The organism is Loktanella sp. M215, from assembly GCF_021735925.1.
Lineage (GTDB): Bacteria > Pseudomonadota > Alphaproteobacteria > Rhodobacterales > Rhodobacteraceae > Loktanella.
Genome location: NZ_WMEA01000001.1, coordinates 3,661,052 through 3,679,367 on the forward strand (window position 1 = coordinate 3,661,052; position 18,316 = coordinate 3,679,367).

19 protein-coding genes are annotated in these 18,316 nt (G+C 64.8%); 11 read left to right on the forward strand and 8 right to left on the reverse strand.

Annotated features, from left to right (window positions below; all coding sequences use genetic code 11):
• Positions 1–58 precede the first annotated feature (58 nt).
• Complete coding sequence (gene trhA / locus GLR48_RS17980) at positions 59–715, forward strand: PAQR family membrane homeostasis protein TrhA (RefSeq protein ID WP_237063465.1); 657 nt, start codon at positions 59–61, stop codon at positions 713–715.
• Here the strand turns inward: trhA and GLR48_RS17985 are convergent.
• Positions 712–1,467, reverse strand: a complete 756-nt coding sequence (locus GLR48_RS17985) for a M48 family metallopeptidase (RefSeq protein ID WP_237063467.1) — start codon at positions 1,465–1,467, stop codon at positions 712–714. The two genes, trhA and GLR48_RS17985, sit on opposite strands and share 4 nt — an antisense overlap.
• Positions 1,468–1,617: 150 nt before the next feature.
• Between GLR48_RS17985 and GLR48_RS17990 the strand changes: the two genes are divergently transcribed.
• The 5 genes from GLR48_RS17990 (at position 1,618) to GLR48_RS18010 (ending at position 4,747) form a co-directional block, all read left to right on the forward strand.
• Positions 1,618–1,854, forward strand: coding sequence for a hypothetical protein (locus GLR48_RS17990; RefSeq protein ID WP_237063469.1), 237 nt, complete (start codon positions 1,618–1,620; stop codon positions 1,852–1,854).
• Positions 1,855–1,914: 60 nt separating this feature from the next.
• A complete protein-coding gene (locus GLR48_RS17995) occupies positions 1,915–3,015 on the forward strand; it encodes a class II histone deacetylase (RefSeq protein ID WP_237063471.1) in 1,101 nt (366 codons plus the stop codon).
• A complete protein-coding gene (locus tag GLR48_RS18000) occupies positions 3,015–3,389 on the forward strand; it encodes a GFA family protein (protein ID WP_442915848.1) in 375 nt (124 codons plus the stop codon). Before GLR48_RS17995 ends, GLR48_RS18000 begins: the two co-directional genes overlap by 1 nt.
• Before the next feature lie 63 nt (positions 3,390–3,452).
• Positions 3,453–4,031 (forward strand): nitroreductase family protein, encoded by a 579-nt coding sequence (locus GLR48_RS18005; protein WP_237063474.1) that lies wholly within the window; start codon positions 3,453–3,455, stop codon positions 4,029–4,031.
• A complete protein-coding gene (locus GLR48_RS18010; protein WP_237063476.1) occupies positions 4,028–4,747 on the forward strand; it encodes an EI24 domain-containing protein in 720 nt (239 codons plus the stop codon). The genes GLR48_RS18005 and GLR48_RS18010 overlap by 4 nt, the downstream gene beginning before the upstream one ends.
• On the opposite strand, the gene GLR48_RS18015 is transcribed toward GLR48_RS18010, so the two are convergent.
• Both GLR48_RS18015 and mce read right to left on the reverse strand, forming a co-directional pair.
• The gene (locus tag GLR48_RS18015; protein WP_237063479.1) at positions 4,704–4,997 is read right to left on the reverse strand and encodes a DUF1467 family protein; all 294 of its coding nucleotides are present in this window, start codon (positions 4,995–4,997) and stop codon (positions 4,704–4,706) included. The genes GLR48_RS18010 and GLR48_RS18015 overlap by 44 nt on opposite strands.
• Before the next feature lie 107 nt (positions 4,998–5,104).
• Positions 5,105–5,509: a methylmalonyl-CoA epimerase gene (gene mce / locus GLR48_RS18020; RefSeq protein ID WP_237063481.1), complete on the reverse strand. Its 405-nt coding sequence runs from the start codon at positions 5,507–5,509 to the stop codon at positions 5,105–5,107.
• Positions 5,510–5,653: 144 nt separating this feature from the next.
• Between mce and GLR48_RS18025 the strand changes: the two genes are divergently transcribed.
• Positions 5,654–6,370, forward strand: coding sequence for a response regulator (locus tag GLR48_RS18025; protein ID WP_237063483.1), 717 nt, complete (start codon positions 5,654–5,656; stop codon positions 6,368–6,370).
• Between the two features lie 184 nt (positions 6,371–6,554).
• Here the strand turns inward: GLR48_RS18025 and GLR48_RS18030 are convergent, their stop codons facing one another.
• Genes GLR48_RS18030 through GLR48_RS18040 form a run of 3 tightly spaced genes read right to left on the reverse strand, consistent with a single transcriptional unit; the run spans position 6,555 to position 9,846 of the window.
• A complete protein-coding gene (locus GLR48_RS18030; RefSeq protein WP_237063485.1) occupies positions 6,555–7,271 on the reverse strand; it encodes a GNAT family N-acetyltransferase in 717 nt (238 codons plus the stop codon).
• The gene (locus GLR48_RS18035; RefSeq protein ID WP_237063487.1) at positions 7,268–8,467 is read right to left on the reverse strand and encodes a DUF1501 domain-containing protein; all 1,200 of its coding nucleotides are present in this window, start codon (positions 8,465–8,467) and stop codon (positions 7,268–7,270) included. Before GLR48_RS18035 ends, GLR48_RS18030 begins: the two co-directional genes overlap by 4 nt.
• Positions 8,468–8,469: 2 nt before the next feature.
• Entirely contained in the window at positions 8,470–9,846 is a 1,377-nt protein-coding gene (locus GLR48_RS18040) for a DUF1800 domain-containing protein (protein WP_237063489.1), read from the reverse strand.
• Positions 9,847–10,112: 266 nt separating this feature from the next.
• Between GLR48_RS18040 and GLR48_RS18045 the strand changes: the two genes are divergently transcribed.
• Complete coding sequence (locus GLR48_RS18045; protein ID WP_442915818.1) at positions 10,113–10,730, forward strand: L,D-transpeptidase; 618 nt, start codon at positions 10,113–10,115, stop codon at positions 10,728–10,730.
• A 64-nt stretch (positions 10,731–10,794) separates the two neighbouring features.
• Here GLR48_RS18045 and aspS read toward each other — a convergent pair whose 3' ends face one another.
• Entirely contained in the window at positions 10,795–12,573 is a 1,779-nt protein-coding gene (gene aspS, locus GLR48_RS18050) for an aspartate--tRNA ligase (protein ID WP_237063491.1), read from the reverse strand.
• Between the two features lie 199 nt (positions 12,574–12,772).
• Here aspS and carB point away from each other — a divergent pair, with 199 nt between their 5' ends.
• Together carB and GLR48_RS18060 are read left to right on the forward strand one after the other, a co-directional pair.
• On the forward strand, positions 12,773–16,105 hold the full coding sequence (gene carB, locus GLR48_RS18055) for a carbamoyl-phosphate synthase large subunit (protein ID WP_237063493.1): 3,333 nt from the start codon (positions 12,773–12,775) through the stop codon (positions 16,103–16,105).
• Between the two features lie 82 nt (positions 16,106–16,187).
• A complete protein-coding gene (locus GLR48_RS18060) occupies positions 16,188–16,463 on the forward strand; it encodes a hypothetical protein (protein ID WP_237063495.1) in 276 nt (91 codons plus the stop codon).
• Positions 16,464–16,465: 2 nt separating this feature from the next.
• On the opposite strand, the gene GLR48_RS18065 is transcribed toward GLR48_RS18060, so the two are convergent.
• On the reverse strand, positions 16,466–17,053 hold the full coding sequence (locus tag GLR48_RS18065; RefSeq protein ID WP_237063497.1) for a DUF805 domain-containing protein: 588 nt from the start codon (positions 17,051–17,053) through the stop codon (positions 16,466–16,468).
• Positions 17,054–17,194: 141 nt separating this feature from the next.
• Here GLR48_RS18065 and GLR48_RS18070 point away from each other — a divergent pair, with 141 nt between their 5' ends.
• On the forward strand, positions 17,195–18,313 hold the full coding sequence (locus GLR48_RS18070) for a beta-ketoacyl-ACP synthase III (protein WP_237063499.1): 1,119 nt from the start codon (positions 17,195–17,197) through the stop codon (positions 18,311–18,313).
• Positions 18,314–18,316: the final 3 nt, after the last annotated feature.

Consider the following 18,316-nt stretch of genomic DNA (forward strand, 5'->3'; position numbering starts at 1 on the left):
GACGGGTGTGACCCATGGTCACGGGTGTCAGACGGCGAAATGATCCTAGATTAAAGTTATGAACCTGCCTCTTGATGCCTACCCCGACTATGCCCGCTCTGAGCGGATCGCCGACGGCACGCTGCATGCGCTTGGCGTGGCCTTTGCGCTGGCGGGGGCCGTGGCCCTGCTGGGCTGGGCCGCGCGCAGCGTCGATGCCGGGCAGTTGACCGCCCTGACGGTCTATGGCGTGGCGCTGGTCGCGACCTTCACCGCATCGGCGCTCTATCACATGTCACCGTGGAAGAGATTGCGCCCGACCCTGCGGCGGATCGATCACGCGGCCATTTACCTCAAGATCGCGGGCACCTTCACGCCGCTGGCAGTGATGATCGGCACAGGTTTCGCCTATGGCGTGCTAGCGCTGGTCTGGGCCATGGCGCTGTGGGGGATGACGCACAAGCTGTTCTTCTGGCGGGTGCCTGGACGGTTCGGTCCGGCGCTTTACTTGATGATGGGCTGGCTGGGCGTGTTGCTGATCCCGGCGATCGCGACCCTGCTGCCGGCCCATGCGCTGGCGCTGCTGGCCGCGGGCGGGCTGTTGTATACCGCCGGCGTGATCTTTTTCAGTTGGGAAAGCCTGAAATTTTCCAACGCGATCTGGCACGGCTTCGTACTGGCTGCCTCGGTCTGCTTTTTCAGCGGCATCTTCATCGGCGCCGCAGCGCTGACCTAGGACCGATAGCCAAGGCCCGCGGCGGTGCGCTGCACCACGCGCAGGCGGTCGGCATTGGCCGGGTGGGTGCCGAGGAAGGTGTTTCCCGGATCGGGGATACGAAAGAAGAACTCTGCCCCCACCAACGGATTGTAGCCCGCCTGGGCCGCAATGACGGTGCCGAGGGCATCCGCCTCCAGCTCGAAATCCTTGGAATAGGTGCGCGCGCCGATGGCGGCGCCGAATTCGGCGGCCTTGCGGCCGGCGTCGGGATCGCCCGACAGACCGACAAGCTGACCCATGATCGCGGCGCCGATGTCCGCGTTGCGGTGCTGACGGGCAAGGTGCCCTTCGATGTGGTGCGCGGCCTCGTGCGACATGATGAAGGCGAGTTCATCCGCATTGCGCGTCTCGGCCAGCAGGGCGACGGTGAAGGCGATGATCGGGCGTCCGGATTTGTCGAGGGTCTGGAAGGCGTTGGGTGGCGACAGCGGGTTCGTGTCGACCGCAAAGCTGAAATCGCAGTTCAGGCTTGGCGACCGCTCGCGGCACAGCGCCTCGGCCACGGGCTCGACCCGGTCCACGACACCGACCAGATTGCGCGCGGCAGCGCGGGCGTCCGGCGGGGCGCTGGCTGCTGTGCCCGGTGTCGGTGGCGCCACGACCGGCACGGGCAGCGCCACCTTGTCCGGCATCGGCGCGCTGGTCTGTGGTACGTCGGCACACCCGGCCAGTCCGGCAGCGACGACAAGACAGGAAAGGAAGCGCAGCATTGCGGGCGGTCTTTCGGCCAAGAGGTGATTTGCACTGGTTCTAGCATTCTGACACGCCACCGCCACCCCCGGCACCGATCCAAAGCGCACGTTTGCGGGAAGTCGCGGATGGCCTTTCCGATCACGCGCGCCTCGGCTAGCATCAGGTTCATGTTTACAATCGAACACGATTTTGACGCGACCATCGTGACACTGATCGACGAGGGCGGGCCGCATCTGCAAGAGGATGTGGTCGTGAATGCCTTCGAGGATTGTGTTACCGTCACGCAATTCGATCCGCGTCTGAACGAGATGCGGACGATTACCCTGTCGCTGGTCCAGGTCCGCGATCTGGGGGCGGCGCTGGACCTGCCCGAAGGGGCCTACCAGTTGTCAAAGCCGGACTGAAGATACCCGCTTGCAACGCAGCGCCCGCACCGCAACCATGGTCGCAAAGCGGAGGATGCGATGACGACGGGTTTTTTCTGGGACGAGCGGTGTTTCTGGCACGGCGGCGGCAATTATGCGGGGATGCTGCCAGTGGGCGGCCTCGTGCAGCCGATGGCAACCGGCGGACTGCCGGAAAACCCGGAAACCAAGCGCCGGCTGAAGAACCTGATCGCCGTGACCGGTCTGGAACATGATCTGGTGATGACCGGCGCACGCCCTGCCGACAGGGGCGATCTGCTGCGCGTGCATCCGGCGTCTTACCTCGACGACTTCAAGGCGCTGTCCGACGGCACTGGAGGCGAGTTGGGGCGTCGGACCCCCTTCGGCCCCGGTGGGTTCGAGGTTGCGGCGCAATCGGCGGGTCTGGCTTTGGGCGCGCTTCGCGCGGTGCTGCGCGGCGAGATGGGCAATGCCTATGCCCTGTCGCGGCCCCCCGGGCACCACGCCCTGCCGGATTTTCCGAACGGGTTCTGCCTGCTTGCCAATATCGCCATCGCGATCCGTGCGGTGCAGGCCGAGGGGTTGGCCAAACGCGTCGCGGTGCTGGACTGGGACGTGCACCACGGCAACGGGACCGAGGCGATTTTCTACGACGACGCGAACGTGCTGACCGTGTCACTGCATCAGGACCGCAACTATCCGATGGATACCGGGGCCTTTGCCGACCGGGGTGCGGGCGCGGGTCAGGGGTACAACCTCAACATCCCACTGCCGCCGGGGACGGGTCACGACGGTTATCTTGCAGCCCTCGACCGGCTGGCGCTGCCGGCAATCCAGGCCTTTGCACCGGATGTCATCATCGTCGCCTGCGGCTACGATGCCGCCGCCAACGATCCGCTGGGCCGCATGCTGGCGACGGCAGAGACGTTCCGCCAGATGACCCAGCGCACCATGGCGCTGGCCAACGATTTGTGCGGTGGCAAACTGCTGCTGGTCCACGAGGGCGGCTATTCGGAAACATACGTCCCCTTCTGCGGCCACGCGGTGCTGGAGGCGCTGTCCGGCAGCCGCGTGACGGCCCCCGATCCCTTCGCCGAGATCTTTGCCGCTCGCCAGCCGGACAACCGGTTTGCGGCGTTCCTCGACCAGTGGTTGCAAGAGATGGAGGTCTCCTTGTGATCCACCAAGGCGCGTGCCTCTGCGGCGCGATCACGTTTGCGGTGACCGGCCCCCTGCCCGCACCCAACGCCTGTCATTGCACACAGTGCCGCAAGCAGTCGGGCCACGTCTGGGCGTCGGTCGACGTGAACCGATCCGCGCTGACCGTGACGGGCGCGCCCACATGGTTCGCGGCATCGGCCCAGGTGCGGCGCGACTTCTGTCCGACCTGTGGGTCGTTCCTGTTCTGGGACCCCCTGAAGGGCGACACGACCGCCGTGGCGATGAGCGCCTTTGACGGCCCGACGGGCGTGCGGCTGGCGCGTCACATCTTTGTGGCGGACAAGGGCGATTACTACGACATCGCAGACGGTCTGCCGCAGAACCCGCAGTGACGCGTTGCCCCGCTGCGGCGCCACGCCTATCTGTGCCGGGACCGCAGCTAAAGGATGATCATCATGCCAGACCGCAATCCGTCCGCCCTCGATTTCCTGCTGACGCGCCGGTCCTGCCCGGCCCAGACGCTGACGACGCCGGTACCGGACCACGACCAGCTGGAGACTATCCTGACCGCCGCCGCCCGCAGCCCCGACCACGGCAAGCTGGAACCGTGGCGCTTCATCGTGCTGGGCCGTGACGCCCTGCAGGTGGTGGCGGACGCCTTGCCAGCCGCAGGGCGGCGTCTGGGCATTCCGCAAGACAAGATCGACAAACCGGTCAAGACCTACGGCGGCGCGCATCTGGCGGTCGTCGTCGTCTTCAGCCCCAAGACATCCGAGAAGGTGCCGAAGATCGAGCAGACCTATGCGACCGGCGGAGTCTGCCTGGCGCTGGTGAACGCGGCACTGGCCAGCGGGTTCGGCGCGAACTGGCTGTCCGGCTGGTTCAGCCACGACCGCGACTTCATCCACGAGGTCTTTGGCCTCGCCGCGCACGAAACCGTGGCCGGAATCGTCCATATCGGCACCGCGTCCAGAACCCCGCCAGATCGCCCGCGCCCCGACTTGACCGCGATCACGGACTGGTCGCGCGCGTGATCCTCGCGGATTTCCTCAAGGCACTCGGGCAACTACCGGACCCCCGCTTTCGCCGGGTGCTGTGGCTGGGAATCGGGTTGACGATTGCCCTGCTTGTGGCGGCTTACGCAGGCGTGCTCTGGCTGATCGACGCGCTGGCGTCAGAGCCGATCACTCTGCCTTGGGTCGGACAGATCACCTGGATCGGCGACCTGCTGGGCTGGGGGTCGCTGGGGCTGATGCTGCTCTTGTCGGTCTTTCTGATGATCCCCGTAGCCTCCGCCATCACATCCTTCTTTCTCGAAGATGTGGCCGAGGCGGTCGAGGCCGTGCATTACCCTGCCCTGCCTCCGGTCGCGCGGACGTCCTTCTGGGACGGGATGCGCGATACGGTCAGCTTTCTGGGGCTGATGTTGATCGCGAACCTGCTGGCCTTCACGCTTTACGCGCTGTTCCCGCCGTTTGCGCCGCTGATCTTCTACGCGATGAACGGCTTTCTGCTGGGGCGCGAATACTTTCAGGTCGCCGCCATGCGGCGCGAGGGGCGCGCCGGCGCGAAGGCCCTGCGGCGGCGGCACGCGCCGACCATCTGGATTGCCGGCATCCTGATGGCCTTGCCCCTGTCAGTGCCGCTGCTGAACCTCTTCGTGCCGATCTTGGGCGCCGCGACCTTTACCCACCTCTACCATCGCCTCAGGACGGGTCGAGGGGGGCCTGTGCCGGTGGCATCCGGTTGAACCAGTCAAGGTCGCGCACGCTGATCGCGCCCGACAGGATGATCGTGGCGAAGACGATCCAGATCCCCACGGCCCAGATCGTAGTGATCTTGGCCTTGCGCCCCAGCTGAAAGTCGGAGGGCGCTGATTTATGCGTCCCCGGCACGACCTCTCCCGCCTCGCCTTGGCTGACCATCTGCAGGGGCAGGACGATGAAGAACACCATCCACCAGACGACTGCGAACATCACGATAGCAGAAGTGATTCCCATGACTTGCCTCTTTTCCGCAGGCGCTGCCTGCCCAGACCGGACGCCCGGCCTTCTTCTGGTTCAAAATACCTCCGCCGGAGGCTTCGGCCCCGGCAGGGGGCCGATCGTCAGACCTCTTCCAGCTCGACCAATGCGCCGTTGAAATCCTTGGGGTGCAGGAACAGGACCGGCTTGCCATGGGCGCCGATTCGCGGTGTCCCGTCGCCCAGCACCCGCGCGCCAGAGGCGGTCAGCCGGTCGCGGGCCGCAATCAGGTCGTCGACCTCGTAGCAGATGTGATGAATGCCGCCGGCCGGGTTTTTCTCCAGAAACTTGGCGATCGGAGACGCGTCCCCCAGCGGATACAGCAGTTCGATCTTGGTGTTCGGCAGGGTGATGAAAATCACGGTGACGCCGTGGTCGGGCTGATCGAGCGGTGGGCCGACGTCCGCACCCAGTGCGTTGCGATACTGGTCCGCCGCGGCATCAAGGTCCGGCACGGCGATGGCTACGTGGTTCAGACGTCCGATCATGGCGATCCCCCTTGGTCTGCTGGCCTTATGCCGCGCGCACCGGGGAATGCCAACACCGGCATGTCGTCGCAGGGACGTTAACCCCGTCTTTACGTTAACGTGGTGATCTGGTCCCGACGGACACGAGAGCGGGGGTGCGAACCAATGGACAATATCGACGACTTCATGGTGACACGGACGCCGACAGCCACACGACCGCTTCTGGGTCTGACGGTTCTGGTGGTGGAAGACAGCCGTTTCGCCTGCGAGGCTGTGCGCATGCTGTGCCTGCGGTCGGGTGCCCGGATCAGACGCGCCGACAGTCTGGCCAGCGCGCGCAAGCACCTGTCTGTCTATCGGCCCACGGTTGTTATCGTGGATGTCGGTTTGCCTGACGGCTCTGGCCTGGCCTTGATCCAGTCATTGTCACAGGGGTTGCCACGCATCGACGTGATCCTTGGCACCTCTGGTGACCCAGGGTCAGAGGACAAGGTCATCGCAGCGGGCGCCGACGGGTTCATTGGCAAACCTATCGCCAGTCTGGCAGAATTTCAGGCGGCCGTCCTTCTTCACCTGCCCCCCCACCGTCAGCCCCGCGGCCCGCGTCTGATCAATCATGAACAGATCGAGCCCGACATGCTGGCCTATCGTGACGATCTGACCCACGCCGCAGATGTGCTGGAGCATGACGAAAGTCCGCAGACCCTCGATTACGTCACTCAATTCCTGTCTGGCGTGGCGACATCCGCCAAAGACAAGGACATGCAGGAGGCCGTCCGCCGCCTGATCGCAGAGCGCAAGGCAGGACATGCGGCCAAGTCCGGCCTCGCAGACCTGACGCGGATGGTGAACACCCGGCTGTCCGCCGCGTCGGGGTTCTGATCGAACCGGCGTAATCCGCCACGGGTGGGCAGGCCTGTGAGGACGCGAACGGGCGCCGTCACACCGGGCCGCCCAAATCAGGCAACAGGCGCGCCTGCGATAGGGGTCCGGCATCTTTCACATCGCCATTGCGTATGGCGATCCCCTGCCCGTATGCCACAACGAAGTGTCGACCCACGGCGGATCAGATCGTGGGATCGGACTGAAACAGCAAGGGGTGGGTTAGCGGCGTCAATGACTGCACCTGCCGCCCGGACGTGTTGAAATTCGCGGGCGCCAACCAGGTCGCATGCGCCGCAGCAATTCCCGGCCAGTCGTCGTCAATGATCGCGAACCAGGCGGTGTCACGGTTCAGGCCCTTGACGATCAGATGCTTGCGAAACACGCCTTCGAAACTGAACCCAAGCCGCTGGGCTGCGCGGCGTGACGGGGCGTTCAATGCATTGCATTTCCACACGACGCGCCGGTAGCCCACGGCGAAACACCAGCCCAGCATCAGCGAAAACGCCTCGGTGGCCAAGGGCGTCCGCTGGATCGTGGGCGACAGGTTGACGTTGCCGATTTCGATATCGCCGACCGTTGTCGAAACGCTCATCAGGCAGGCGTAGCCCGATGGCGCAGTCTGTCCCGTCCCACCGATGGCAAAGATCTCGCAGTCGGCGCGCGCGGCCCAGACCGCCAGAAGCGACTCCAATGCTGCCACCGACGCGGGCGGCGGCTCTCCCAGATAATCGAAAAGCCAAGGGCTGTCGGCAAGTTGCGGGTAAAGGTGCGGCGCGTCGTCGGCGGGCCGCAGGGGCCGCAGCCACGCGAAACGGCCGGTCAGGGTGACGCCACGCGGATGCGGCGGGGGCAGAAAATCCATCACCGGCGCGCCGAGGGGGCGCTTGTCAGTGATCACAGCAGAAACTCCGGCTTGGCGCCAAGGTCCAGCCCGGGGAATACGGCCTGAGATATCACGCCCGCATCCATTCCGAACAGGCTGCGCATGATCCATCCGGCGGCCGCGCGCACGTCGCCTGTGGGCATCAGGTCGCGCCCTTCGAACAGCGCCTGTTCCGATAGGCCCGGCCAGCGCCCGGCCACCTGACCGCCGCGCAGCGCACCGCCCGCATAGATCATCGCCCCGCCCGTGCCGTGGTCCGTGCCGCGTGTGCCGTTTTCCCGCGCCGTGCGCCCGAACTCCGTCATGCACAGCACCGCGGTCTTGTCCCAGACCGGACCAAGTTCGTCGCGCAGGGTCAGGATGGTGTCCGACAGGCGCAGCAGCGTTTTTTCCAGCCCACCCTTCTGGTTCAGGTGCGTGTCCCAGCCGTTGACCGAGAAACTGGCGATCCGCGTCTCTTCGCGCAAGCGCGAGGCGGCAAAGCGGGCCAGTGCCGATTCGCCGCCCGGCCGGGCCTCGGCCATCGCCATCTGGGCACCGCCATCCTCCTGCATCGCCGCCGCTGCGGCCGCCTCGACCGACAGGCCGTCGGCGATCGCCACGGCCTGCAACGCAGCGTCGCGGAACAGGGGGTCTTCGTGCAGCGTCATCTCCAGCAGGCGACGGACTTGCGGCGAGAGCTTCAGCGTCACTTCCGGCGACCAGCGCAGGTATTTCGCAGGCCCCGACAGGATCGCCATGCGATCCTGCCCTATCGCAAAGGCCGTCTCGGCGGTCATGCCCGGCACGACGCCCAGCATGCGGTTCAGCCAGCCGCCCTTGCCGCCATCGATGCGCAGTGTCCCGGCCTCGAGGATGTCCTGGCCATCGAAATGGCTGCGCCCGTCGCGGTACGGGGTCGAGACGGCATGCACGGCCCCCATCTCTCCGGCCTGCCAGAGGGGCAGCAGCGGGGCGAGGCCGGGGTGAAGTGCCCAGAAATCGGTGACCGCCGTCCCGTTGCCGTCGTTCAGGGTCGGGCGCAGGCCCGCATAATCGGGATCACCCAAAGGCCGGATCGCATCCAGACCGTCCATCGCACCACGCAGCACGATGACGACCAGACGGTTGTCCCACGGCCCCGCGGCCAAGGCCACCGGCGTAATCAGGGGGCTGGCGGCCAGCGAGCAGCCCAGTGCCGCCCCCTGCAGCAGAAATCTGCGGCGATCCATGCTCAAATCCTTTGAAACGTGGGTGATGTCAGGATCAGGCCAATGCCGTCCGAATCGCTTTCGGCGGCACCGACGGCAAAGGTCAGTTCAGGCGGCGCATGCGGTCCCACGGCGGTCTGGACGAAGTCACGGGGGTCGGGCAGCGCCTCGACAAAGGATTGCGGGCTGCGCAGCGCCCAGCTGATCCGCCCTGCCAGCCCTTGTGGCGTGATCCAGGTCGCGGCCTTTTCGGACCAGCCGTCGGGGCCGATGGGCCGTTCCACCTGTTGGCCCATCAGCTTCAGCGGACCTGCGACGTGCGTATTATAGGCGCGGCGGTCCAGACCGACGATCCGGTCGGAGGAGACGCCAAGCGCCCGCAGTGCCGCGGTCAGGAACAGGTCCGGCCGGCGCACCTTGATCCGGTCCGGAGACCATGCGGCCGGGTGGTCCAGCAAGGCCGCCGTCACCTGCAACAGATCGCCTTGTGTCGCCAGGAACCGCTGCGTCAGCGTCGCGACAAGATCCGGATCGGGCGTGTCCGACACGAAGTGGACCGCCAGCTTGCGCGCGATATGGGCCGCCGTTTCCGGCCGCACGGCCAGATCGCGCAGCGCCTGGGTAATCGTCGACATGTCGGATGCCGCGCTATAGCGGCGCCCCATGATGACCTCGGCCCCCGGTTCCGCCCAGCCAGGGCGATAGATGATACCGTCGGCCGGCGTATAGGTGAGCCCGGTCAGAAGCTCTGCCATCTGGGTCACGTCGGACTGTGTGTATCCGCCATTGACGCCGACCAGATGCAGTTCCAGCAGCTCTCGTGCCAGATTTTCGTTCAGACCCTTGCCCGTTCGCAGCCCCTGTGGCGAGTCCGGACCCAGAGAGCGGTGCTGTTCCAGATATTGCACCATCATCGGATGCGTGGTGGCGGCAACGACCATGTCCGCGAATGAGCCCGCGACATGCGGTCGGATCGCGTCGGCGATATAGGGGCTGACGAGGTGGAATTGCGATCCGTTACGAGCGATGACCGTGAAATGATCCGCCCAGAATGACGTCAGCCGCTCTCTCAAACCATCGGGCGCGGTCACACCCCGCGCCACCGCCGACAGCGCATTGCGCTGCTGCAGCGCGCGCGCGGCATCGAACATGGCCCGTCGTGCTTCTTCCGCCTGCGGTTCCTGCGGAGTCCCCTTGGCTTCGGTCCGGGCCCGGGCGACCGCCCGCAGTTCAACGGTCGACGGATGGGTCGCATCAAAGCCAGCAATCGGCAATTCCACGGCAACCTTATCCGGCTCCGCCAGCGCCGCGATCATCGTCGCCGCGTCCGGTGGCGGCGCGTGCAGTGGCGACAGACCGGTTCCAAAGCGGGTTGCCGCGATCAGCGGATCGAATGGCATGATTGTCGTCCTCAAAGGCGTCACTTATCCGCATATCACAAGGCCAACCGTGCCGCCCAGAGCGGTTCGAACACGATCCGGGGAACGATCGAGGCGAGGGGCAGGCCCGTCGTCGCGGCACCGTGCAGGGTCCAACACCTGCTGCACACCACATGGATGATCCTTCCAGACAGCTATCCCGCGCAGAAGTGACCGATGTTCCCTTGAAACGACCGGGGGACCGGGCCATCTTGTCGCATAACTTGAATGTGTTTTAGGAGTTTGCCATGATCGACCGCCGCCGCTTTATGATGTCCACAGTGCTGGGCGCCAGCGGCTTGGCCTTGCCGACGCTGTTGTCCGCGCAGGAGGTCGTGACAGACCCGGTCGCGCCAGAGGCGCCGGTGGCGCGCGACATGTCGCCCAAGCTGGTCCGCCTGGACAACCCGATGCCCGCGGGCCAGATCCACGTTGTCCCCGACGTGTATTCCCTGTACTGGACCCTGCCGAACGGCGAAGCGCTGCGGTATTACGTCGGTGTCGGTCGCGATGCCCTGTACATCGCCGGCGAATTCACGGTCGGTGCCAAGAAGGAATGGCCCAGCTGGACGCCCACCAAGGACATGATCGAGCGGGAGCCCGACCATTACGCAAAGTACAAGGACGGCATGCCGGGCGGTCCCGACAATCCCTTGGGCGCACGCGCACTTTACCTGTTCCAGCCGCAGATCGGTGACACCTTCCTGCGCATTCATGGTACGAACAAGCCCGACACGATCCGCACTGACGTGTCCAACGGGTGCGCGCGCCTCGTGAACGATCAGGTGATCGATCTTTACGACCGCGTGCCAGTGGGATCCGCAGTGTTCCTTTACGAAAAGGGTCTGCTGCCCAAGGCAGCCTGACCGACAGGCCACGAAAAAGGGGCGCTGCATCGTATGCAGCGCCCCTTTTCTTGTCCGGCGTGTCTCAGGCTTCCGGCGGCAGGACCCGCAGGCGCAATTCGCGCAACTGCTCGTTCATCGGCTCGCTCGGCGCGCCCATCATCAAGTCTTCGGCACGTTGGTTCATCGGGAACATGATGACCTCACGGATGTTCGCTTCGTCAGCCAGCAGCATGACGATCCGGTCGATGCCTGCCGCACATCCGCCGTGGGGCGGCGCGCCGTACTGAAAGGCATTGACCATGCCGCCGAACCGCTTCTCGACCTCATCCTTGCCGTAGCCGGCGATCTCGAAGGCCTTGAACATGATCTCTGGCTTGTGGTTCCGGATCGCTCCCGACACGAGCTCATAGCCGTTACAGGCCAGATCATACTGAAAACCCAGCACGTCCAGCGGATCGCCCTGCAATGCCTCCATCCCGCCCTGCGGCATCGAAAACGGGTTGTGTTCAAAGTCGATCTTGCCGGTGTCCTCGTCCGCGGCATAGATCGGGAAATCCACGATCCAGGCGAATGCGAAGCGGTCCTTGTCGGAGAGGCCCAGCTCCTCGCCGATCACGGTCCGGGCACGTCCCGCCACACCTTCGAAGGCCTCTGGCCTGCCACCGAGGAAGAACGCCGCATCGCCGACGTTCAGACCCAGCTGCTGGCGGATCGCCTCGGTGCGCTCGGGACCGATGTTCTTGGCCAGCGGACCGGCGGCTTCCATCCCCTCGCCCTGATCGCGCCAGAAGATATAGCCCATCCCCGGCAGCCCCTGCTGCTGCGCAAAGGCGTTCATCCGGTCGCAAAACTTGCGGCTGCCGCCTGTCGGCGCCGGAATGGCGCGGATCTGCGTGCCGTCCTGCTCCAGCAGCTTGGCAAAGATCGCAAAGCCGGAGCCTGTGAAATGCTCGCTGACGACCTGCATCTTGATCGGGTTGCGCAGGTCGGGCTTGTCGGTGCCGTACCACAGGGCGGCGTCGCGATAGCTGATCTGCTCCCACGTCTGGTCGACCTTGCGACCGCCACCGAACTCCTCGAAAATCCCGCCGATCACGGGCTGGATCGTGTCGAACACGTCCTGCTGCTCGACAAAGCTCATCTCCAGATCAAGCTGGTAGAAGTCTGTCGGCGACCGGTCGGCGCGCGGGTCCTCGTCGCGGAAACAGGGCGCGATCTGGAAATACTTGTCGTAGCCCGACACCATGATCAGCTGCTTGAACTGCTGCGGCGCCTGCGGCAGCGCATAAAACTTGCCCGGATGCAGGCGGCTGGGCACCAGAAAATCGCGCGCGCCTTCGGGCGACGACGCGGTGATGATCGGCGTCTGGAATTCGCGGAATCCCTTATCCCACATGCGCTGACGCATCGACCGCACCACGTTCGACCGCAGGGTCATATTCTTCTGCATCGCCTCGCGGCGCAGGTCGAGGTAGCGATACTTCAGCCGCGTCTCCTCGGGGTATTCCTGATCGCCGAAGACCTGCAACGGCAGCTCCTTCGCGGCTCCCAGCACTTCGATCTCGCGCACGAACACCTCGATCTCGCCCGTCGGCAGCTTGGGGTTCACCAGCGCCGCGTCACGTGCCTTCACCTCGCCGTCGATCCGGATGCACCACTCGCTGCGCACTTTTTCCACGTCTGCAAACGCGGCCGAATCCGGGTCGCACAGCAGTTGCGTGATGCCGTAGGTGTCGCGCAGGTCGATGAACAGGATGCCACCGTGGTCGCGGACCCGGTGGACCCAGCCGGACAGACGCACGGTCTTTCCGACATCGGCGGCGGTCAGATCGGCGCAGGTCTGTGTGCGGTAGGCATGCATGAACGTGGTCCTCGGGTCAGAGTGGGTCGCGCCGTTTCACCTCTTTGCCCCCCATAAGTCAAGCGCGCGGCCCCCTCCTCGCTTTTTTCCAAATACTCCCGCCGGAGGCTGCGCCTTTGGCACAAAGGCGCACTCGCCCCTTGCACCCGGTTCCGACACTTCTATAAGGCGGAGAATTTGCAAAAACCTGGGGGCCGCCATGCCAAAACGTGATGATATCAAGTCGATCATGATCATCGGTGCGGGGCCCATCGTGATCGGGCAAGCCTGCGAGTTCGATTACTCCGGCGCCCAGGCCTGCAAGGCCCTGCGCGAGGAAGGCTACCGCGTCATCCTCGTCAACTCCAACCCCGCGACGATCATGACCGATCCGGGGCTGGCCGACGCCACCTACATCGAACCGATCACGCCAGAGATCGTGGCGAAGATCATCGAAAAGGAACGACCCGACGCGCTGCTGCCCACGATGGGCGGCCAGACGGGCCTGAACACCTCTCTCGCGCTGGCCGACATGGGTGTCCTTGAAAAGTTCGGGGTCGAAATGATCGGCGCCAAGCGCGAGGCCATCGAGATGGCCGAGGATCGCGGGCTGTTCCGCGAGGCGATGGACCGGCTGGGGATCGAAAACCCCAAGGCCACGATCATCACTGCGCCCAAGAAAGAGAACGGCAAGTTCGATATCAAGGCTGGCCTGCAACTGGCCATCGACGCCATCGAATACGTGGGCCTGCCCGCGATCATCCGCCCGGCCTTTACCCTTGGCGGGACAGGTGGCGGCGTGGCCTACAACCGCGAGCAATACGAATACTATTGCCGCTCGGGCATGGAAGCGTCCCCAATGGCGCAGATCCTCGTCGACGAATCCCTGCTCGGCTGGAAAGAGTTCGAGATGGAGGTCGTCCGGGACAAGGCCGACAACGCGATCATCGTCTGCGCGATCGAGAACGTCGATCCGATGGGCGTGCACACCGGCGATTCGATCACCGTGGCCCCGGCCCTGACGCTGACCGACAAGGAATACCAGGTCATGCGCAACCAGTCGATCGCGGTCCTGCGCGAAATCGGCGTGGAAACCGGCGGATCCAACGTGCAATGGGCGATCAATCCCGCCGACGGCCGCATGGTCGTGATCGAGATGAACCCCCGCGTGTCCCGCTCCTCGGCCCTGGCCTCCAAGGCGACCGGTTTCCCCATCGCCAAGATCGCGGCGAAACTGGCGGTCGGCTACACGCTGGATGAGTTGGACAACGACATCACCGGCGTGACACCCGCGTCCTTCGAGCCGACGATCGACTACGTCGTCACCAAGATCCCCCGCTTCGCCTTCGAGAAATTCGCAGGGTCCGAGCCACACCTAACCACCGCGATGAAGTCGGTCGGAGAGGCGATGGCCATTGGCCGCACGATCCACGAATCCATGCAAAAGGCGCTGGCGTCGCTGGAAACCGGCCTGACCGGCTTTGACGAGATCACCATCCCCGGTGCCCCCGATGCCGCCGCGATCACCAAGGCGCTGGCGAAACAGACCCCAGACCGCATCCGCGTCATCGCACAGGCCATGCGCCACGGTCTGCCCGATGACGACATCCACGCCGTCACGATGTACGACCCCTGGTTCCTTGCCCGCATCCGCGAGATCGTGGACGCCGAGGCCGTGGTGCGGGCAGAAGGCCTGCCCACGACCGAACACGGCCTGCGCAAGCTCAAGATGATGGGCTTCACCGATGCCCGCCTCGCCACCCTCACGGGCCAGACCGAAGCACACATCCGCAAGACCCGGATCAACGCCGGCGTCATCGCTGTGTTCAAGCGGATCGACACCTGCGGTGCCGAGTTCGAAGCGCAGACGCCCTACATGTATTCCACCTACGAATCCCCCGTCATGGGAGAGGTCGAGTGCGAAGCGCGGCCCAGTAACCGCAACAAGGTCGTGATCCTTGGCGGCGGTCCGAACCGGATCGGGCAAGGCATCGAGTTCGATTACTGCTGCTGCCACGCCTGCTATGCGCTGTCGGACGCAGGCTATGAAACCATCATGATCAACTGCAATCCGGAAACCGTGTCGACCGACTACGACACCTCGGATCGCCTCTACTTCGAACCGCTGACCTTCGAACACGTCATGGAAATCCTGCGCGTCGAACAGGACAACGGCACCCTGCACGGCGTCATCGTCCAGTTCGGCGGCCAGACCCCGCTGAAGCTGGCGAATGCCCTGCAAGAGGCCGGTATCCCGATCCTTGGCACCACCCCCGACGCCATCGACCTGGCCGAGGACCGCGAGCGGTTTCAGGACCTCGTCAACCGTCTGGGGCTCAAGCAGCCGGTCAACGGCATCGCCTCGACCGATCAGCAGGCCTTCGATATCGCAGCCAGCATCGGCTTCCCGCTGGTGATCCGCCCGTCCTACGTCCTTGGCGGCCGCGCGATGGAAATCGTGCGCGATCAGGCGCAGCTGGAACGCTACATCTCTGACGCCGTGGTCGTGTCTGGCAAAAGCCCGGTCCTGCTGGACAGCTACCTGTCTGGCGCTGTCGAGGTCGACGTCGACTGCCTCTGCGACGGCGAAAATACCCATGTCGCGGGCATCATGCAGCATATCGAGGAAGCGGGCGTCCATTCGGGCGACTCCGCCTGTTCGCTGCCGCCCTATTCCCTGTCCGACGCGATGATTGCGGAAATCCGGTCGCAGACGGAAAAGCTGGCCCTCGCGCTGCATGTCGTCGGCCTGATGAACGTCCAGTTCGCGGTCAAGGACGAGGAGGTCTACCTGATCGAGGTGAACCCTCGCGCCTCCCGCACCGTGCCCTTCGTCGCCAAGGCCACGGACTCCGCCATCGCCTCGATCGCCGCGCGCCTCATGGCGGGTGAGCCGCTGTCGAACTTCCCGCTGCGCGCGCCCTACCCCGAGACAGAGAACCCGATGGACGTGCTGCCGCTGGGCGATGCCTTCACCTTGGCCGACCCGAAAACGCCTTGGTTCAGCGTGAAAGAGGCCGTGCTACCCTTCGCCCGCTTTCCCGGCGTGGATACGATCCTTGGCCCGGAAATGCGGTCAACCGGTGAAGTCATGGGCTGGGACCGCAACTTTGCCCGCGCCTTCCTCAAGGCGCAGATGGGTGCAGGCACGATCCTGCCGGAAGAAGGCTGCGTCTTCGTGTCGATCCGCGACGACGACAAGACCGATCTGATGGCCACCGCCGCGCGCGGGCTGATCGACCTTGGCCTGACCATCACCGCGACACGCGGTACGGCGGCCTGGCTGACCAGCCACGACATCCCGCACACGACCGTCAATAAGGTCTACGAGGGCGGACTGACCATCGTGGACCGCCTGAAGGATGGCCATATCGCACTGGTCCTGAACACCACCGAAGGCGCGCAGGCCGTGGACGACAGCCGAGAGATCCGCGCCGTCGCCCTGAACGACAAGATCCCCTATTTCACCACCGCCGCCGCCGCACAGGCTGCCGTGATGGCGATGCAGGAACGGGCGAACGGCGCCATCGACGTGCGGTCGCTGCAGGGCTGAGGGTCAGCGGGGCCGGCTGACGGCCCCGCGCATTTTCGACCGAATCGTGCTATGGTGACGCCGACATTGTTGGAGGTTTCCCATGAAATACCTGCTGCCCTGCCTGATGCTGGCCGCCTGCGCCGCCCCGCCACCGCCCGCCAGCCTGACCCTTTCCCCCACCGGCTATCGCGCCGACGGTGATCAGTGCCGGCTTGCGTTCGAGACACCGGCGACGGCGAATTACCTCGACGATGCTGCGGACCTTGTCGCCTGTCCGGCGGACATGGAAAACCTCGGCGTCTTTGCCATCGACACCGACGGGGTCGAGGTCGCGCGGATTGCGGGCTACGTTCTGTACTCCGTGCCACGCCGCTAAGGTCAGCCAAAGCGGTTGGGCTGCGGGTCAGGTGCGCGGCAATACCAGACCAGCAGGACGATCCAGCCGATCAGGGGGATGAAGCTCAGCAGGATCCACCATCCCGACTTGTCGATGTCATGCAGGCGCCGCGCGCTCAGCGCGAAGGACGGGATGATCGTCACCAGTACCCACAGCCCGTCAAGGAGACTGGCGCCGTTGGACCCGAAAAGTGCTGCATCCACGATCCCCAACGCCAGTCCGATCAGAAAGTTGTCGAGTTGCCAGAACCAGAACGCGCCACGATTGCTGCGCCCGCCGAACTGCGCGTAGCGGTGAAAGAACTGGCGGAACGCATCGCCAAGCCCTGATTTCCGTCGGTAATCCTCGGCGGAATCATCAGCGGGCGCATAGGCGGGCGACGTCGGCACATCGGGCCGGGGGGGCGTCACGCCGTCGATATGCCGGTGGGCCGGTTCCCAGTGTTCCAGCGTGTCGGTCCAGACCAGCGTATGGGACCCGACAACGCCACGCTGCACGAGGTCCGCGAAGGCCGCCTTGTCGATCGGTCCCGTCTCGACGCCTGCGTTCACGTAATACCACTGTGCCATGCGATCTTCCTTCTGGTCCGTCAGCGGCAGGCTGCCGCACTTGCGCGGCCGCTGTAAAGTGACCTTGCTGCACCCGTCGCAGGGCTGATGGACTTCACCGCCGATCACCGGCAATAATGCCACGATCCAAGGGGGCTTTTCATGTATCGTGCAGCCATCACCGGCACCGGGGTCTTTACCCCCGAACAGGTCATCACCAACGCCGAACTCGTCGCGGCGTTCAACGCCTATGCCGACCTTTACAATGCCGAGCACGCGGACGCGATCGCGGCCGGAGAAATCGCTGCAAAGCCCCATTCCTCGGTCGATTTCATCGTCGCGGCGTCGGGGATCGAGCAGCGGCACGTGATCGACAAGACCGGCGTGCTTGATCCTACACGCATGTATCCGCACTTTCGCGCGCGCAGCGACGACGAGCCGAGCCTGATGGCAGAAACGGGTGTCGATGCGATCAACACCGCCTTGGCGCAGGCGGGGATCACCGGGGATCAGGTCGATCTGGTGATCTGCGCCGCGTCAAACATCGAACGCGCCTACCCCGCAGTGGCCGTGGAAATCCAGCAATTGATCGGCGCGGGCGGCTTTGCCTTTGACATGAATGTCGCCTGTTCATCGGCCACCTTCGGCATCCAGACCGCCGCCGACATGATCCGCACCGGATCGGTGCGGACGGCGGTGGTGGTGAACCCCGAGATCACCAGCGCCCATCTGGAATGGCGCGACCGGGACTGTCATTTCATCTTTGGCGATGTCGCGACGGCGACGGTGCTACAGCGGGCCGACGACGCTGCCGGCGATCATTTCGTCATCAGATCAACGCGGTGCGCCACGCAGTTCAGCAACAACATCCGCAACAATGCGGGCTTCATGCGTCGTACGCGCGACCAGATGGAAGACCGCCGCGACATGCAGTTCATGCAGAACGGGCGCAAGGTGTTCAAAGAGGTCCTGCCGATGGTCAGCCAGCACATGGCCGACCATATGGAGGCCGAGGGGATCGCCGCCGAGGATCTGAAGCGCCTTTGGCTGCATCAGGCCAACAAGGCGATGAACGACTATATCGGGAAAAAGGTGCTGGGCCGCGACCCTGAACAGGGCGAGCAGCCGAACATCCTGCAGGACTACGCCAATACATCCTCTGCCGGGTCGATCATCGCCTTTGCGCAACATTCGGACGATCTGCAGCCGGGCGATCTGGGGATCATCTGTTCGTTCGGCGCAGGGTATTCGGTGGGGTCTGTGGTGGTCGAGCGGGTCTGACCC